The sequence below is a fragment of the Pseudomonas sp. PS01301 genome (assembly GCF_029960215.1).
GTDB lineage: Bacteria > Pseudomonadota > Gammaproteobacteria > Pseudomonadales > Pseudomonadaceae > Aquipseudomonas > Aquipseudomonas coleopterorum.
On the sequence record NZ_JASCPM010000026.1, the window covers coordinates 52,944 to 68,463 of the forward strand.

The following is a 15,520-nucleotide window of genomic DNA, read 5'->3' on the forward strand; positions in this document are numbered from 1 at the left end:
AGCGGTTGATGTTCGTTTGCAGATCAGGGTTTGCTGCCGTACCAGCGTGGGGTATAGACCCAGGTGCCGCCTGCGGCCTTGGCGAAGGTGCAGGTGGTGGAGGAACCCACCAGGACCATGGTGCGCATGTCCACCTGCTCGGGGGTCAACTCGCCCAAGGTGATGACGCGCAGGGTCTGGCCGGGCCGGCCGATGTCTCGCCCCAGAACGATGGGGGTAGTGGGGGCGCGATGCTGGCGAACGATGTCCAGGGCCTTGCCCAATTGCCATGGGCGCGAGCGGGAAATCGGGTTGTAGAACGCCAGGGCCAGGTCGGCCTCGCAGGCCAGGTCCAGACGCTTCTCGATGATCGCCCACGGCTTGAGGTTGTCGGACAGCGACAGCACGCAGAAATCGTGGCCCAGCGGCGCGCCGGCCTGTGCTGCGGTGGCCAGGGAGGCCGAAACGCCCGGCAGCATCTCCAGTTCCACTGCATGCCAGCGCGGATCGGTGGATTCGTGCAGCGCCTCCAGCACGGCGGCCGCCATGGCGAACACGCCAGGATCACCGGACGAGACTACCACCACCGAGCGGCCCTGAGCCGCCAACTCGAACGCATGGCGGGCACGTTGCATTTCTTCGCGGTTGTCGGTGCAGTGCAACACCTGATCGGCGCGGAACGGACCGGCCATGCGCACGTAGGTCTCGTACCCCAGCACATCGTTGGCACGCGCCAGTTCCGCTTTGACCGCCGGGACCATGAGGTCGGCAGCGCCGGGGCCCAGGCCGATCACCGCCAGACGTCCGCGCGGCAGGCCGATGCTGGCAATGTCCAACGGCTGATCAGCCACGGCGATCGCCACGTGCTTGCCGATCGCGATGGGGGACGACTGCGGCACTGCTTGGAGGGCCAGTTGTGCCAGCGAGCCTTGCGCCGCGGCAAAGCGCAGCGGCACGGCCAACGCTGCCGCGGCTTCATGCAGTACCGGATCAGCCATGTCGCGCTCGTTCGCCAGCAGGCACGCCAGCGATGGCAGGGCAATGCCGCTGCGCTGCAGCGCGTCACGCACGGACTCGGCCAGTTCGGGCTGCGCCGCACTCACCGCGACCAGCACGTTGCATGGGTGGATGAGCAGCTCGTTGGCCGAGGGCTGCCGCGCCTCGCTGCCGACATGGATGGTCAGCCGCGCCTGGGCATCCTCGGGCAGGCGCGCATCGGCCAGCCACGGCGCTGCGCCTTCGACACGCACGGCTTCACCGGCCAGCAAGTCGGAAACGAAGCGCTTGCCCAGCTCCAGATCGGCCAGGGCGTAGCCACTGGGCGGATTGAGCAGGCAGGTGCCGAAGCGCAATTCGCCGCTGGTGGTGATCGCGGCGGCGATGCCCAGCCCTGCAGCGATTTCACGAGCCAGCACGTTGACCCCGGCCAGGCCTCCTAACAGCGGCACGACGGCGCTGCCGTCCTCGGCCACGGCCAGCACCGGAGGCTCGGCGCCCTTCTCCAGCAGGACCGGCGCCAGGCTGCGGATGACGATACCTGCCGCGCACAGGGCGATGATCGGCGTGTCTTGCTGATACAGCTGACGCAAGGTGGCACCGAAGTCCTGGTAGCTGCGGTCGACATCGGTCACGCGCTCGGCCAGGCCGTGGATCAGCGCCTGTGGATAGCATTGCTGCAGGCGCCGCGCGGTGGCCAGTGCGCCACTGCCGAGAATCACGATTGCTGGAGCGTTCATCAGCCTTGCCACCTCTCACCCGGAACGATGATCAAGGAAAAATACGGCGACGAGGTCGGATCGACTTCGGCCAGGGGGACGACCTTCTGATTGGCCATGGTCGCGCGCTCGACGTACAGCGCGCGCTCGGCCAAGCCGAGTTCGGCCAGCACCTGGCGAACCTTGGGAAAGTTGCGGCCCAGCTTCATGATGACTGCGGCGTCGGCGTCGGCCAGACGACGCTTGAGATCATCCGCCGGGAGCACGCCCGACAGCACCGAAAGGCTCTGATTGCGGTACACCAGCGGCGCACCCAGCACCGAGGCGCCGCCGAGCATCGAGCAGACGCCGGGAATCACTTGGGCTTCATAGCGCTCGGCGAGTCGATCGTGCAGGTACATGTAGGAGCCGTAGAAGAACGGATCGCCTTCGCAGATCACCGCCACGTCGCGGCCGGCATCCAGGTGCGCGGCGACGTCCAGGCTGGCGGCGTCGTAAAAATCGCTGATCACCTGTTCATAGGACAGGGGCGCGGGCAGTGCCTCGGTGGTGACCGGGTAGACCAGCGGCAGCAAGGTCTGCTGCGCCTGCAGATGGCCTTCGATGATGCCGAAGGCGTTGCCCTTCTTGCCCTTGGCGACGAAATAGGCCACCACGGGCGCCTCGCGCAACAGGCGCAGCGCTTTCACGGTGATCAGTTCGGGATCGCCCGGGCCCACGCCCAGTCCCAGCAGACGGCCACGCGGTTGCATCATTCGACCTCCGTGGCCAATGCATTGACCGCTGCGGCCGCCATGGCGCTACCGCCCTTGCGACCTTCGACGATGACGAACGGCACGCCACGGCTGTCGGCCGCGAGCATAGCCTTGGACTCGGCAGCGCCGACGAAGCCGACCGGAAAGCCCAGGATCAGAGCGGGCTTGGGCGCGCCGGCATCGATCATGTCAAGCAGGTGGAACAGCGCGGTCGGCGCGTTGCCGATGACCACCACCGAGCCGGCCAGATGGGGCCGCCACAGCTCCAGCGCTGCCGCCGAACGGGTATTGCCCAGGGCCTGGGCCAGGGCGGGCACGCTGTCGTCCTTGAGGGTGCAGATCACTGGGTTGTTGGCGGGCAGGCGGGCGCGGGTGATGCCTTCGGCGACCATGCGCGCGTCGCACAGGATGGGTGCACCGGCTGCCAGAGCATCGCGTCCGGCCTTGCCGGCACCGGGGGAGAAACGCAGGTCCTGGACGACATCGACCATGCCGCAGGCGTGAATGACCCGCACGGCGAGTTTTTCCAGGTCGGCGGGGATCTGGTCCAGCTTCGCTTCGGCACGAATGATGGCGAAGGAGTTGCGATAGATCTCCTGACCATCGCGGATGTAGTCAATCATGGGTGTCGCTCCGTGAGCGGTCGCGCAGCAGGGCAGCGGCCGCATCCAGTGAAAGATGGCGCGCGAGCAGGGTCCCGAATCCGGGTACCCCGGCTGCGCGTAGATACAGGTCGTAGTGGCCGGCGGCGCTGGCCAGCAGGGTCGCCGGAGCGACATGGGCGGCGGCGCATGAGCGAGAACAGCCACTCAGATGGACGCTCAGCGGCGCTTGACCGGGCAATAGGGCGGCCAGGCGAACGGCGTCAGCCTTGGTGTCGGCCAGGCCCTTGGCACAGCCGCTGGCGCCCGTGCAGGCGATCATCGCGGCCAGTGGCTGCTGCGCACCGGTGATGAAGCCCAACGCGGTCAGGGCTCGCAGCACCGGCTCGGGATCGTGTAGATCGGGCAACAGCAGGCCTTGCCAGGGGGTCATGCGCAGGGTGCCGTTGCCGTGGTCGCGAGCGAGCTGGGCGGCGCCGCGCAGCATGGCTGGGGTCAACCGTCCCAGGGGAGCCAGGGCGCTGATGAAGCTCAGGCCTGGTTGGCGCTGTGGCTGGATGCCCAGTTTGAAGGTGGCTATGGGCTTGTCCAGTGGTGCAGGGCAAACAGGCAGACCCAGGGTGCTGAGGAATGCTTGAGTGGTGTCAGTAGTGGCCTCTTCGCGGGCAGAGAGCTCAGCCGCCCGCCCCGCTCCCACAGGTTCCGCGTCGCTGCTGCCGCTGTGTTGGTGGCTGAGCCCTTTGCCTGCGAAAAGGGCGTCCGTGTCGGCGAGCAGATCACGCATTCGGGTGTGCTCTGGGCGCGCCCGTTCGAGGAACTGCTCCAGCACCGCCACCACCAGGGCATGGCCATGGTCGAAGGGCACTGCGCCCACGGCAGCGTCGCTTCCGGGGCAGCCGGCCAGTCCGAACGCCCACATGCACTGCCCGTCTCGCTCGAAGGCCGACAGCCAAAGGTCATGGTGGTGATCGAGCATCGCCAGGCGCTCGCCGCCCTGCAGTTGCACGGCGAACTTGGCCGACAACGCATGAAAGCGCGGCTCGGTTTCCAAGCTGTGGATGATCTTCGCGGCCAACGGGCGTGTATCCGCCACCTGTTGAGGGTCGATGCCTGCCGTGGGGCTGAGCATGACGTTGCGCACATCGTCACCGGCCGCCTCTCGCGGGCCCAGACCGGCCTGCAGCAGATGCTCGATCAGGGCCTGCCGCTGCTCACCGATGCCACGGATCTGCAGGTTGGCGCGGTTGGTCGCCTCGATCGTGCCATGAGCATGGCGCTCGGCCGCTTCGGCTACGGCATCGGCCTGGTCGGCGCGCAACTCGCCACCGGCCAGCTTGATGCGGCAGATGCCCCCGTCCAACGCCTGAACGATACGCAGCAACCCCGGACACGCCGAGGGGCGGACAACGTTCGAGGTCTTGTTCAAAGGGGCACCGGGCACGCGCGAAAAACCACTGGAAAGGGTAAGGCGCGGTATTATGCCTGCTTTGGCCGAAGGCATGAAAAGTCTGCCCGTCGGAATAGTTTTGTATGAGGGATATTCATGTCGGCCTGGCTGACCCTGGTAGGTATCGGTGAAGACGGTTTTGCGGGGCTGGGTAAACAGGCACGCCGAGCGCTGTTGAGCGCCCGGCGCATCGTCGGCAGCCCGCGCCAGCTCGAATTGCTGCCGCGCTGCATCGTCGGTACCCAGGTCGTCTGGCCCAGCCCGTTCAGCCTCGACGCTGTGCTGGCCGAACCCGGCGAGGCGGTCTGCGTGCTGGCCAGTGGTGACCCGATGCTCTACGGCGTGGGCGCCAGTCTGGCGCGACAGATTCCAGCCGAGCAGATGCACGTGCTGCCCTCGCCGTCTTCCTATTCACTGGCCGCCGCGCGTCTGGGCTGGGCCCTGCAGGACGTGGTGACCCTCTCGGTGGTGGCGCGCCCGGTAGCGGCGTTGGCTGCACACCTGTACAGCGGCCAGCGCCTGCTGGTCTTGAGCAACGATGGTACGAGCCCGCGGGCCGTTGCCGAGCTGCTGCGCGAACGCGGCTTCGGCCTCAGCCGCGTGACCGTGCTGGAACACCTCGGAGGAGCGAAGGAACGGCGCATCGACGGTAGCGCCACCGATGATTTTCCCGACATCGCCGCGCTGAACCTCATCGCCATCGACTGCCAGGCCAGCCCGGACGCCCCGCGTCTGTCCCCGCTGGCCGGCCTGCCCGACACTGCCTTTCGCCACGACGGCCAACTGACCAAGCGCGACGTTCGCGCGGTGACCCTGGCGCGCCTGGCGCCCCGACCGGGAGAGCTGCTGTGGGACGTGGGCGCCGGCTGTGGCTCGATCGGGATCGAATGGATGCGCGCGCATCCCAGCTGCCGCGCCATCGCGGTCGAGTCCGACGAAGGTCGACAGGCCTTTATCGAACACAACCGCGATGCCTTGGGTGTGCCCGGCCTGCAACTGGTGCGCGGGCGGGCGCCGGGCGCGCTGGCCGGTTTGCCCGCACCCGACGCGATCTTCGTCGGCGGCGGCGTGACCCGCGAGAACGTGCTGGCCGATTGCTGGGCAGCGCTCAAACCCGGCGGTCGTCTGGTGGCCAACGCGGTCACCCTGCAGAGTGAGCTGGCCCTGGTGCAATGGCGCGAGCGCTACGGTGGCGAGCTGACCCGGCTGCACATTGCCCAGGCGGCCCCGCTGGGCGAGTTCGACACCTGGCGCCAGGCATTGCCGATCACCCTGCTCGACACGGTCAAGCCCCTCGATGCGTGAAGAAACGGCGGAGCAACCGGCCCCGTTGCGCAGCGGCCTGACCACCGGCAGCTGCGCCACGGCGACCAGTCTGGCGGCTGCGCGGCTGTTGCTGGGCGGTGGCGCCAGCGATGCGGTGCATATCGTGCTGCCCAAGGGCAAGCAGGTGTCGATGCGCCTGGAGTTCTGTCGGCTGAATGCCGACGGTGCCGAAGCCGGTACGCTCAAGGACGGCGGCGACGATCCGGATGTGACCCACGGCGCCCTGCTGTACACCCAGGTGCGTTTGCTCGATGCGCCCGGCATCCACTTCGTGGCGGGCGAAGGCGTGGGGACCGTCACCCGACCAGGACTGGTGCTGGGCGTGGGTGAACCGGCGATCAATCCGGTTCCACGGCGAATGATCGACGAACACCTGACGCGCCTGGCCGAAGAGCATGGCTACGGCGGTGGCTTCGAGGTCACCGTCAACGTCGAGAACGGCGCCAGCCTGGCCCTCAAGACCATGAACCCACGCCTGGGCATCCTCGGCGGGCTGTCGATCCTGGGCACCAGCGGTATCGTGCGGCCTTTTTCGTGCGCGGCCTATATCGCCTCCATCCATCAGGGCATCGATGTAGCGACCACCAACGGCTACCGGCACATCGCCGCGTGCACCGGCAATGCCAGCGAGGACACCATGCGCGAGGTCTACGCGCTGCCCGAGATTGCCTTGATCGAGATGGGCGACTTCGTCGGCGCGGTGCTCAAACACGTACGCAAGGTACCCTTGGACAAACTCAGCCTGTGCGGCGGTTTCGGCAAGATCAGCAAGCTGGCGGCCGGACACATGGACCTGCACAGTCGCCATTCGAGCATCGATCTGACGCAGTTGGCGGGTTGGGCGAGCGACGTCGGCGCAACCCCTGATCTGCAAGCACGGATTCGCGAGGCCAACACCAGTCAGCAAGCCTTGGCCCTGGCCCATGCCGAAGGTGTGAAGCTGGGCGATGAAGTCTGTCGTCACGCCTGGCGGTTCGCCCGCAGCGTGGTGCAGGATCGGGTGCAGGTGGAGGTGTTCGCCATCGACCGTCAGGGCGGGATCGTCGGACAGGCGGGGGTCGCTCCATGAAGCGCATCCTGCTGCTGGGTGGCGTGACCGAAGCCTTGGCGATCGCTCGGACCTTGAGCCCGGAGCACGTCTACAGCCTGGCCGGCGTGGGTCGCGTGCCCACCGACCTGCGCTGCCAGGTGCGCGTCGGCGGGTATGGCGGGGCCGAAGGGCTGGCGACGTATATCCGCAGCGAAGGTATTACGCTGCTGGTTGACGCGACTCACCCCTATGCCGCCCAGATCAGCGCCAATGCGGCCAAGGCGGCCGGCCTGGCGGGCATCGAGTGCTGGGCTTTGCGACGTCCGGCCTGGCAGCCTCAGACGGGTGACGACTGGAGAGAAGTGACCGACTGGGCTGAACTGGTGCAAGCGCTGGCGCCGTTCCAGCGACCGCTGTTCACCCTGGGTCGCGAGCCGCTGGAACACCTGCAGGAGATTCCACCCCATCAGCATTGGACCTTGCGAGCGCTGGACCCCTATCCCGGCACGGCACGTTGCGAGGTGATCGGCGCCCGCGGCCCCTTCCGCCTGGAAGACGAACGCGCCTTGTTCGCCCAGCGCAGCATCGATGTGCTGATCAGCAAGAACAGCGGCAGCGGTGCCACCGAGCCCAAGCTGCAGGTGGCAAGGGAGTTGGGGCTTCCGGTGCTGGTGCTCAAGCGCCCGCTCCTGCCGCAGGTGGATCGCACCTTCACGGATGCAGCAACGCTGCTGGCGCACATGAATCAATACGTCCAGTAACGCACCAGATTTACTGCGTTGGCCGCCGACGCGGCTTGCACCGCTGCTACAATGGCGGCTTTCGTACCGGGGTGTCTGCGATGAAAAGGTTCTGGTCTGCCTGTGTGCTCATGCTGCTCGCTGCCGCCGCGCAGGGCGACGCCCGCCAATACAAGGCCGGTGACCTGCTGATCGTCGAACCCTGGGCGCAGGAACTGCCGCCCAACGCGCCCACCGTCGCGGTGTATTTCGAATTGCGCAACCGCGGGCTGGACGACGACACCCTGACCAGCGTCGACACGCCGATCGCCGGTGACGCGCAACTGCATCAGCACATCAACCAGGACGGCATGATGAAGATGCAGCAGGTTCAAGGCGTGACCATTCCGGCCAGCGGCCACGCGGTGTTCGCGCCCATGGCATTTCACGTAATGCTGCTGGACGTCAAGCTGAGCAGCCCCTTGCAGGCGGGCCAGCATTTCCCGCTAACGCTGCATTTCGCCAAGGCGGGTGATTTCGTGGTCGAGGTGCAGGTGCTCACCCAGGCGCCGGTGCAGGACGATGCCGACGAGCATGCGCATTGAGCCGATGAATTGACCCGATGAGCCACCCGAGCGCCAGGCGCCCTTCTTCTCGGCCTTCTGCCCAGGCCCGCGCCAGCTGGATCAGCCTCTTTGCAGTGCTGATGATGTTCATCGGGCCGTTGATTTCCCAGTCGATGCCGATGGACCACCAGCGGTCCGCCATGGCCATGGACGGCGCCATGTCTGCCATGCAGCACGAGGCCCATGGCGAGCACCACGGTAGCGCCACGGCTGGGGGTGAACTGCATGCTCTAATGGAGAAATGCGGTTATTGCAGCCTGTTCTTCCATTGCCCGGCGCTGCCACAGACGCTGGGTATCGCGGGTGTAACTTCGCAGCGCCCGCAGAGTGTCTTCGTTGCCCGGCCTCGCCAGGGACATGCGACCCATGCGGTGTTCCCCGGCGCACGTACGCGTGCGCCGCCCTCAATGGTGTGATCGTCGAATCCCAATGACTGTGAACTGATGCGGTGTCTGCGCAGGCCTATTCGCGGGTAGAGGACTTGCCGTCCGCCCCGCTCCCACAGGTCGGCATTGGCAGTGCATTGGTCAACGTTGAGCACAACGATACCGTTGGAACACCTTTCACCTATGAAAACCTCCTTCTACAACCTTGCCTGGCGCTGGCATTTCTACGCCGGGCTGTTCGTCGCGCCGTTCATGATCCTGCTGGCGCTGACCGGGATCATCTACCTGTTCAAGCCGCAACTGGACCCGTGGATGTACCGCGATCTGCTGGTGGTGCCGGTGGCCGAACAGCGCCTGAGTGCCGACGAACTGCTGTTGCGCACGCACAATGCTTACCCGCGTGGCACCATCGGTCAGTACCTGCCGCCCAGCGCCGCCGAACGCAGCGCCCAGTTCGTGGTGCATACCGATGGCCGTGAGCTGAACGTATTCCTCAATCCCTACACCGGCGAGCTGCTGGGCGAGCAGGACGCCAGGTGGAACCTGCAGGCCGTGGCGAGGGCCCTGCATGGCGAGTTGATGATCGGCACCGTGGGTGATCGGCTGATCGAGCTGGCTGCCGGCTGGGGCATCGTGCTGGTGATCTCCGGCCTGTACCTGTGGTGGCCACGCGGCAATGCCGCCAGCGGTGTGCTCTGGCCGCGCTGGCGCAGCCGGGGCCGGGCGCTGTGGCGCGACCTCCACGCGACGGTCGGTTTCTGGGGCGCAGCGTTGCTGCTGATCATGCTGCTCAGCGGCATGACCTGGACCGGGTTCTGGGGCAAGCAGTACGCCCAGGTGTGGAACCGCTTCCCTGACGCCATGTGGAACGCCATGCCCAAGTCCGACGAGCAGGCCGGCCAGCTCAACCAGGCCCACCGCCAGACCGTGCCCTGGGCCATGGAAAACACGCCCATGCCCGAGTCCACCGGGGCACATGCCGAGCACATGGGCCATGGCGGGCACATGCACGCCCCGGCAGCGCCGTTGGTCAGCCTGCAGAGCGTGGTCGACACGGCCACGCGGTTGCAGGTGGAGCCCGGCTACAGCATCACCCTGCCGAGCACCGCGAGCGGCGTGTTCACTGTGGCGGTCTTCGCTGACGATCCGCGCAACGACGCGACCCTGCACATCGATCAGTACAGCGGCGAGGTGCTGGCCGACGTGCGCTGGGAGCACTACGGTTTGGTCGCGCGCGCCACTGAAACCGGGGTGATGCTGCACGAGGGCAAGATGTTCGGGCCGATCAATCAGATCATCGTGCTGCTGATTTGCCTGATGATCCTGCTCAGTTCGGTCAGTGGCTTGGTGATCTGGTGGAAGCGCCGGCCCCAGGGCAAGCTCGGTGTACCGCCGCTGCGCCATGATCTGCCGCGATGGAAGGTGGCGGTCGGGGTGATGATTGCGATTGGCGTGGCGTTTCCGTTGGTGGGTGTGTCGCTGTTGCTGATCTGGGCGGTGGACCAGATGGTGGTGCGCCTGCGGCCGCCGATCGAAGCGATCTGAGTCATCCAGCTGTATCTGCGGTGCGACCGGACGCGGCTTGCACCGCTGCTACAGGGAATCGAAGTGCACCCGCAACGGCAGCGCAAGCCGCGTCGGCGGGCAACGCGGTTCGTCGTCCGGCTGAGATGAAATCCGGCGCACCAATACCATCCACTGAAACGCACCACCGTTCGGATCGAGCACCAACGCGGTGCGGCCGATATTCGTCCCAGCCCTCCCTCGCCCCCTATCCCGCACCTGCGCGCGCTTCGGCACACCCCTTGCAAAGCTCCGCTGAGAAGTCCCCATCTGCCTCACTAAAAAAACATTCGTACATGGAGATTGCACAATGAAGCGTCGCAGCTTGATCAAGGCGTTCACCCTTTCCGCATCGATCGCTGCCATGGGCTTGTCCTGGACGATTCAGGCCGCCGAGACCATCAAGGTCGGCATCCTGCATTCGCTGTCCGGCACCATGGCGATCTCGGAGACTTCTCTGAAAGACATGGCCCTGATGACCATCGACCAGATCAACGCCAAGGGCGGCGTGAATGGCAAGATGCTCGAGGCCGTGGTGGTGGACCCGGCGTCCAACTGGCCGTTGTTCGCCGAGAAGGCACGGCAGTTGATCACCCAGGACAAGGTGGCGGTGGTGTTCGGCTGCTGGACGTCGGTGTCGCGCAAGTCGGTGCTGCCGGTCTTCGAAGAGCTCAACGGCCTGCTGTTCTACCCCGTGCAGTACGAAGGTGAAGAGATGTCGCCGAACGTCTTCTACACTGGCGCGGCGCCCAATCAGCAGGCGATCCCGGCGGTCGAGTACCTGATGAGCGAAGACGGCGGCGCGGCCAAGCGCTACTTCCTGCTGGGCACCGACTACGTCTACCCACGCACCACCAACAAGATTCTGCGCGCCTTCCTGCACTCCAAGGGCGTGGCCGACAAGGACATCGAAGAGGTCTACACCCCGTTCGGTCACTCGGACTACCAGACCATCGTTGCCAACATCAAGAAATTCTCTGCCGGCGGCAAAACTGCCGTCATCTCCACCGTCAACGGCGACTCCAACGTGCCGTTCTACAAGGAACTGGCCAACCAAGGCCTGAAGGCCACCGACGTCCCGGTCGTGGCGTTCTCGGTCGGCGAAGAAGAACTGCGCGGCATCGACACCAAGCCGCTGGTGGGCAACCTGGCAGCGTGGAACTACTTCCAGTCGGTAGAGAACAAGGAAAACACCCAGTTCGTCGCCGACTGGAAAGCCTACGCCAAGGCCAAGAACCTGCCGAACGCCGCCACCGTGGTCACCAACGACCCGATGGAAGCGACCTACGTGGGCATCAACATGTGGGCCCAGGCCGCCAACCAGGCCAAGTCCACCGACGTGGACAAGGTACGTGAAGCCATGGCCGGTCAGACCTTCGCCGCGCCGTCGGGCTACACCCTGACCATGGACAAGACCAACCACCACCTGCACAAGCCGGTGATGATCGGTGAGATCGAGGACAACGGTCAGTTCAACGTGGTGTGGCAGACCAAGGAGCCGATCCGTGCCCAGCCATGGAGCCCTTACATTCCGGGTAACGACAAGAAGCCGGATCACGCTGTGAAGAGCAACTGATCCAACCAGCCTCCCACAGCCGTCGTGTAAGCGGACTGCTGTAGGAGCGGTCATCGGCCGCGAAGGGGCACCGTGGTGTGCATGACAGACCTTGGTGGCCCTTCGCGGCCAATGACCGCTCCTACAAAGGGCCGCAAGGTTTCTGTGGGGCGGTCTGCGGCCGCCATTGCCGTCAATTCAAAGGACTTGCCATGTCCCTCATCAAATTCCTCGTCACTGTCGTCCTGCTGCTGCCACTGATGGCCAGCGCCAACGACGCCAGTGATTTCACCGGCGCCTCGTCTGCCGAGCAGGTCCGCCTGCTGGAAGCCTGGGCCGCACAGCCGGACCCGGCACGGCTCGAACTGCTCGACGCCTTGCAGGAAGGCCGGGTTGCCGCCGACGCCGAGAAAAAACCGTTCATCGAAACCAATGGCCAGATGACTCCCGCCGACGGCACCGCCGCGGCCGTGGAACCGGTGCGCAAGCTGCGCCTGAACAACCGCCTGCGCGGCCTGGTGGAAACCGCCCTCGCCAGCCACCAACTGCTGAGCGAAAACGCGCAGGTTCGCCTCGCCGCTGCGCAGCAACTGCAACGCTCGGCACAGCCCAACCAACTGGCCTTGCTCGACCGCCAAACCACTGGGGAACAGGACGAAACGGTGAAGACCGCCCTGACCCTGGCCCTGGCCAACCTGCAACTGGTCGCTCCCGAGCCCGCCGTGCGATTGGCTGCGGTGCGCCTGCTGGGCGAAACCGGTGAGCCCCTGGCCCGCACCCGTCTGGAAAACCTGCTGGCGCCGGGCGTGGAAACCGACCCGGGCGTGCGCACCGCCGCCGAGACCAGCCTGGCTCAGGTGAAGCGCAAGCTGATGATCGGCGACATCCTTGGCCAGGCCTTCAGCGGCATGTCCCTGGGCTCGATCCTGCTGCTGGCCGCTCTGGGCCTGGCGATCACCTTCGGCCTGCTCGGTGTGATCAACATGGCCCACGGGGAAATGCTGATGCTCGGCGCCTACTCGACCTATGTCGTGCAGATGCTGATCCAGCGCATCGCCCCCGGCGCCATCGAGTACTACCCGTTGATCGCCCTGCCCGTGGCGTTCTTCGTCACCGCAGGCGTCGGCATGATTCTGGAACGCACGGTGATTCGTCATCTGTACGGTCGCCCGCTGGAAACCCTGCTGGCGACCTGGGGCATCAGCCTGATGCTGATCCAGGCGATTCGCCTGATCTTCGGCGCGCAGAACGTGGAAGTGGCCAACCCCGCCGGGCTCTCGGGCGGCTGGCAGGTGCTGCCCAACCTGGTGCTGCCGTACAACCGCATCGTCATCATCGCCTTCGCGCTGTTCGTGGTGGTCCTGACCTGGCTGCTGCTGAACAAGACCCGCCTGGGTCTGAACGTGCGCGCCGTCACTCAGAACCGCAACATGGCCGCCTGCTGTGGGGTGCCCACCGGTCGTGTCGACATGCTCGCCTTCGGTCTGGGCTCGGGCATCGCCGGCCTGGGTGGCGTAGCCCTGAGCCAGATCGGCAACGTCGGCCCGGACCTGGGCCAGAGCTACATCATCGACTCGTTTCTGGTGGTGGTACTGGGCGGCGTCGGCCAACTGGCCGGTAGCGTGTCCGCCGCGTTCGGCCTGGGCATCGCCAACAAGATCCTGGAACCGCAGATCGGTGCGGTGCTGGGCAAGATCCTCATCCTCGCGCTGATCATTCTGTTCATCCAGAAACGTCCGCAAGGCCTCTTCGCACTGAAAGGACGGGTGATCGACTGATGAATCAGCCACTGATGCTCACTGCCGCGCAGAAAGCCGGCCCGAAAGTGACCCTCGCCATCGGCGTCGTGGTCCTGGCGATCCTCATCGCCCTGCCGCTGCTGTCGCTGCTGCCGGCCAGCAACGGCTTGCAGGTCTCGGCCTACACCCTGACCCTGGTCGGCAAGATTCTCTGCTACGCCATCGTCGCTCTGGCGCTGGACCTGGTCTGGGGCTACGCCGGCCTGCTGTCCCTGGGCCACGGCCTGTTCTTCGCCCTGGGCGGCTACGCCATGGGCATGTACCTGATGCGCGAGGCGGCCGGGGATGGCCTGCCGGCCTTCATGACGTTTCTCTCATGGACCGAACTGCCCTGGTTCTGGGTCGGTACCGAACATTTCCTCTGGGCCCTGTGCCTGGCGGTGCTGGCGCCGGGCGTGCTGGCCCTGGTGTTCGGTTTCTTCGCCTTCCGCTCGCGGATCAAGGGCGTCTATTTTTCGATCATGACCCAGGCCCTGACCTTCGCCGGCATGCTGCTGTTCTTTCGCAACGAAACCGGCTTCGGCGGCAACAACGGCTTCACCAACTTCCGCAGCATTCTGGGCTTCAGCATCACCTCGCAAGGCACGCGCGCCGTGCTGTTCCTGCTCACCGTGGCGTTGCTGGTGCTGAGCCTGTACCTGGGCTGGCGCCTGGCCCGCAGCAAGTTCGGCCGGGTGCTGACCGCGCTGCGCGACGCCGAAAACCGGCTGATGTTCTGCGGTTACGATCCACGCGGATTCAAGCTGTTCGTCTGGGTGCTCAGCGCCGTGCTCTGCGGTCTGGCCGGCGCGCTGTACGTGCCGCAGGTGGGGATCATCAACCCCAGCGAGATGTCGCCGACCAACTCCATCGAAGCCGCCGTGTGGGTGGCTCTGGGCGGGCGCGGCACGCTGATCGGACCGCTGCTGGGCGCCGGCATCGTCAATGGCATGAAGAGCTGGTTCACCGTGGCGTTTCCCGAATACTGGCTGTTCTTCCTCGGCGCACTGTTCATCATCGTCACCTTGTACCTGCCCAAGGGTGTGATCGGCCTGTTGAAGAAGAGAGGTGAACAATGAGAATCACCGCTACCGGCGAGTTCATGCTCGAACCGATCCTCGACCCCAACAGCGACGCCGGCACCAGCCGCGATGCGATCGGCCTGGGCCAGGCCAGCGGTCCGGGGCTGAACACCCGACACGGGACGATTCTGACCCTGGAAGACATCAGCGTCAGCTTCGACGGGTTCAAGGCGCTCAACGACCTCAACCTGTACATCGGCGTCGGCGAGCTGCGCTGCATCATCGGCCCCAACGGTGCCGGCAAGACCACCCTGATGGACGTGATCACCGGCAAGACCCGACCCACCACGGGCAAGGCCTGGTTCGGCGAAACCCTGGACCTGACCCACATGAGCGAGGTGCAGATCGCCCAGGCCGGCATCGGTCGCAAGTTCCAGAAGCCGACGGTGTTCGAAGCCTTGAGCGTGTTCGAAAACCTGGAGCTGGCGCAGAAGACCGACAAGTCGGTCTGGGCCAGCCTGCGCGCGCGGCTGACCGGCGAGCAGCGCGACCGCATCGCCGAAGTGCTGGAAACCATTCGCCTGAGCGCGTCGGTCGATCGCCCGGCCGGTCTGTTGTCCCACGGACAGAAGCAGTTTCTGGAGATCGGCATGCTGCTGGTGCAAGACCCGCAATTACTGCTGCTCGACGAACCGGTGGCAGGGATGACCGACGCCGAAACCGAGTTCACCGCCGAGCTGTTCAAGACCCTGGCCGGCAAGCATTCATTGATGGTGGTGGAGCATGACATGGGGTTCGTCGGCTCGATTGCCGACCATGTCACCGTGCTGCATCAGGGCAGCGTGTTGGCTGAAGGTTCGCTCGAGGCGGTGCAGGCCGATGAGCGAGTGATCGAGGTTTATCTGGGGCGTTGAGGTCCGTTCGCGGCCGCTGACCGCTCCTACGATAATCGACTGTAGGAGCGGTCAGCGGCCGCGAAGAGGCCCACTCAGACACTGCAACAACAAGGACAAGACC

General features: G+C 65.7%; 14 protein-coding genes. 10 read left to right on the top strand and 4 right to left on the bottom strand.

Going from position 1 to position 15,520, the window contains the following annotated elements:
• Positions 1-23: 23 nt before the first annotated feature.
• The 4 genes from cobJ to cobG are packed head-to-tail and all read right to left on the bottom strand — an operon-like array spanning position 24 to position 4,552.
• Entirely contained in the window at positions 24-1,715 is a 1,692-nt protein-coding gene (gene cobJ / locus QMX89_RS14775) for a precorrin-3B C(17)-methyltransferase (RefSeq protein WP_282348762.1), read from the bottom strand.
• A complete protein-coding gene (locus QMX89_RS14780; protein WP_122744044.1) occupies positions 1,715-2,446 on the bottom strand; it encodes a precorrin-2 C(20)-methyltransferase in 732 nt (243 codons plus the stop codon). Before QMX89_RS14780 ends, cobJ begins: the two co-directional genes overlap by 1 nt.
• Positions 2,446-3,072 (bottom strand): precorrin-8X methylmutase, encoded by a 627-nt coding sequence (locus tag QMX89_RS14785; protein ID WP_049861983.1) that lies wholly within the window; start codon positions 3,070-3,072, stop codon positions 2,446-2,448. Before QMX89_RS14785 ends, QMX89_RS14780 begins: the two co-directional genes overlap by 1 nt.
• Positions 3,065-4,552: a precorrin-3B synthase gene (cobG, locus tag QMX89_RS14790; RefSeq protein ID WP_282348763.1), complete on the bottom strand. Its 1,488-nt coding sequence runs from the start codon at positions 4,550-4,552 to the stop codon at positions 3,065-3,067. The genes QMX89_RS14785 and cobG overlap by 8 nt, the downstream gene beginning before the upstream one ends.
• Before the next feature lie 42 nt (positions 4,553-4,594).
• Between cobG and cbiE the strand changes: the two genes are divergently transcribed.
• From cbiE to urtD, 10 genes are all read left to right on the top strand, one after another.
• Complete coding sequence (cbiE, locus tag QMX89_RS14795; RefSeq protein ID WP_282348764.1) at positions 4,595-5,803, top strand: precorrin-6y C5,15-methyltransferase (decarboxylating) subunit CbiE; 1,209 nt, start codon at positions 4,595-4,597, stop codon at positions 5,801-5,803.
• Positions 5,796-6,893 (top strand): cobalt-precorrin-5B (C(1))-methyltransferase, encoded by a 1,098-nt coding sequence (locus tag QMX89_RS14800; protein WP_282348765.1) that lies wholly within the window; start codon positions 5,796-5,798, stop codon positions 6,891-6,893. Before cbiE ends, QMX89_RS14800 begins: the two co-directional genes overlap by 8 nt.
• The gene (locus QMX89_RS14805; protein WP_282348766.1) at positions 6,890-7,615 is read left to right on the top strand and encodes a cobalt-precorrin-6A reductase; all 726 of its coding nucleotides are present in this window, start codon (positions 6,890-6,892) and stop codon (positions 7,613-7,615) included. The genes QMX89_RS14800 and QMX89_RS14805 overlap by 4 nt, the downstream gene beginning before the upstream one ends.
• Before the next feature lie 110 nt (positions 7,616-7,725).
• A complete protein-coding gene (locus QMX89_RS14810; RefSeq protein WP_282348775.1) occupies positions 7,726-8,178 on the top strand; it encodes a copper chaperone PCu(A)C in 453 nt (150 codons plus the stop codon).
• A 17-nt stretch (positions 8,179-8,195) separates the two neighbouring features.
• Positions 8,196-8,615 carry a DUF2946 domain-containing protein gene (locus QMX89_RS14815; RefSeq protein WP_282348767.1) on the top strand — a complete coding sequence of 140 codons (420 nt, stop codon included), beginning with the start codon at positions 8,196-8,198 and terminating at the stop codon, positions 8,613-8,615.
• A 153-nt stretch (positions 8,616-8,768) separates the two neighbouring features.
• Positions 8,769-10,130: a PepSY domain-containing protein gene (locus tag QMX89_RS14820; RefSeq protein WP_282348768.1), complete on the top strand. Its 1,362-nt coding sequence runs from the start codon at positions 8,769-8,771 to the stop codon at positions 10,128-10,130.
• A 328-nt stretch (positions 10,131-10,458) separates the two neighbouring features.
• On the top strand, positions 10,459-11,724 hold the full coding sequence (urtA, locus tag QMX89_RS14825; RefSeq protein ID WP_049861991.1) for an urea ABC transporter substrate-binding protein: 1,266 nt from the start codon (positions 10,459-10,461) through the stop codon (positions 11,722-11,724).
• A 191-nt stretch (positions 11,725-11,915) separates the two neighbouring features.
• Positions 11,916-13,481 (top strand): urea ABC transporter permease subunit UrtB, encoded by a 1,566-nt coding sequence (urtB, locus tag QMX89_RS14830; protein WP_282348769.1) that lies wholly within the window; start codon positions 11,916-11,918, stop codon positions 13,479-13,481.
• The gene (gene urtC, locus QMX89_RS14835; protein ID WP_043191047.1) at positions 13,481-14,560 is read left to right on the top strand and encodes an urea ABC transporter permease subunit UrtC; all 1,080 of its coding nucleotides are present in this window, start codon (positions 13,481-13,483) and stop codon (positions 14,558-14,560) included. The genes urtB and urtC overlap by 1 nt, the downstream gene beginning before the upstream one ends.
• On the top strand, positions 14,557-15,417 hold the full coding sequence (gene urtD / locus QMX89_RS14840) for an urea ABC transporter ATP-binding protein UrtD (RefSeq protein ID WP_056844351.1): 861 nt from the start codon (positions 14,557-14,559) through the stop codon (positions 15,415-15,417). Before urtC ends, urtD begins: the two co-directional genes overlap by 4 nt.
• The last annotated feature ends 103 nt before the right edge of the window (positions 15,418-15,520 follow it).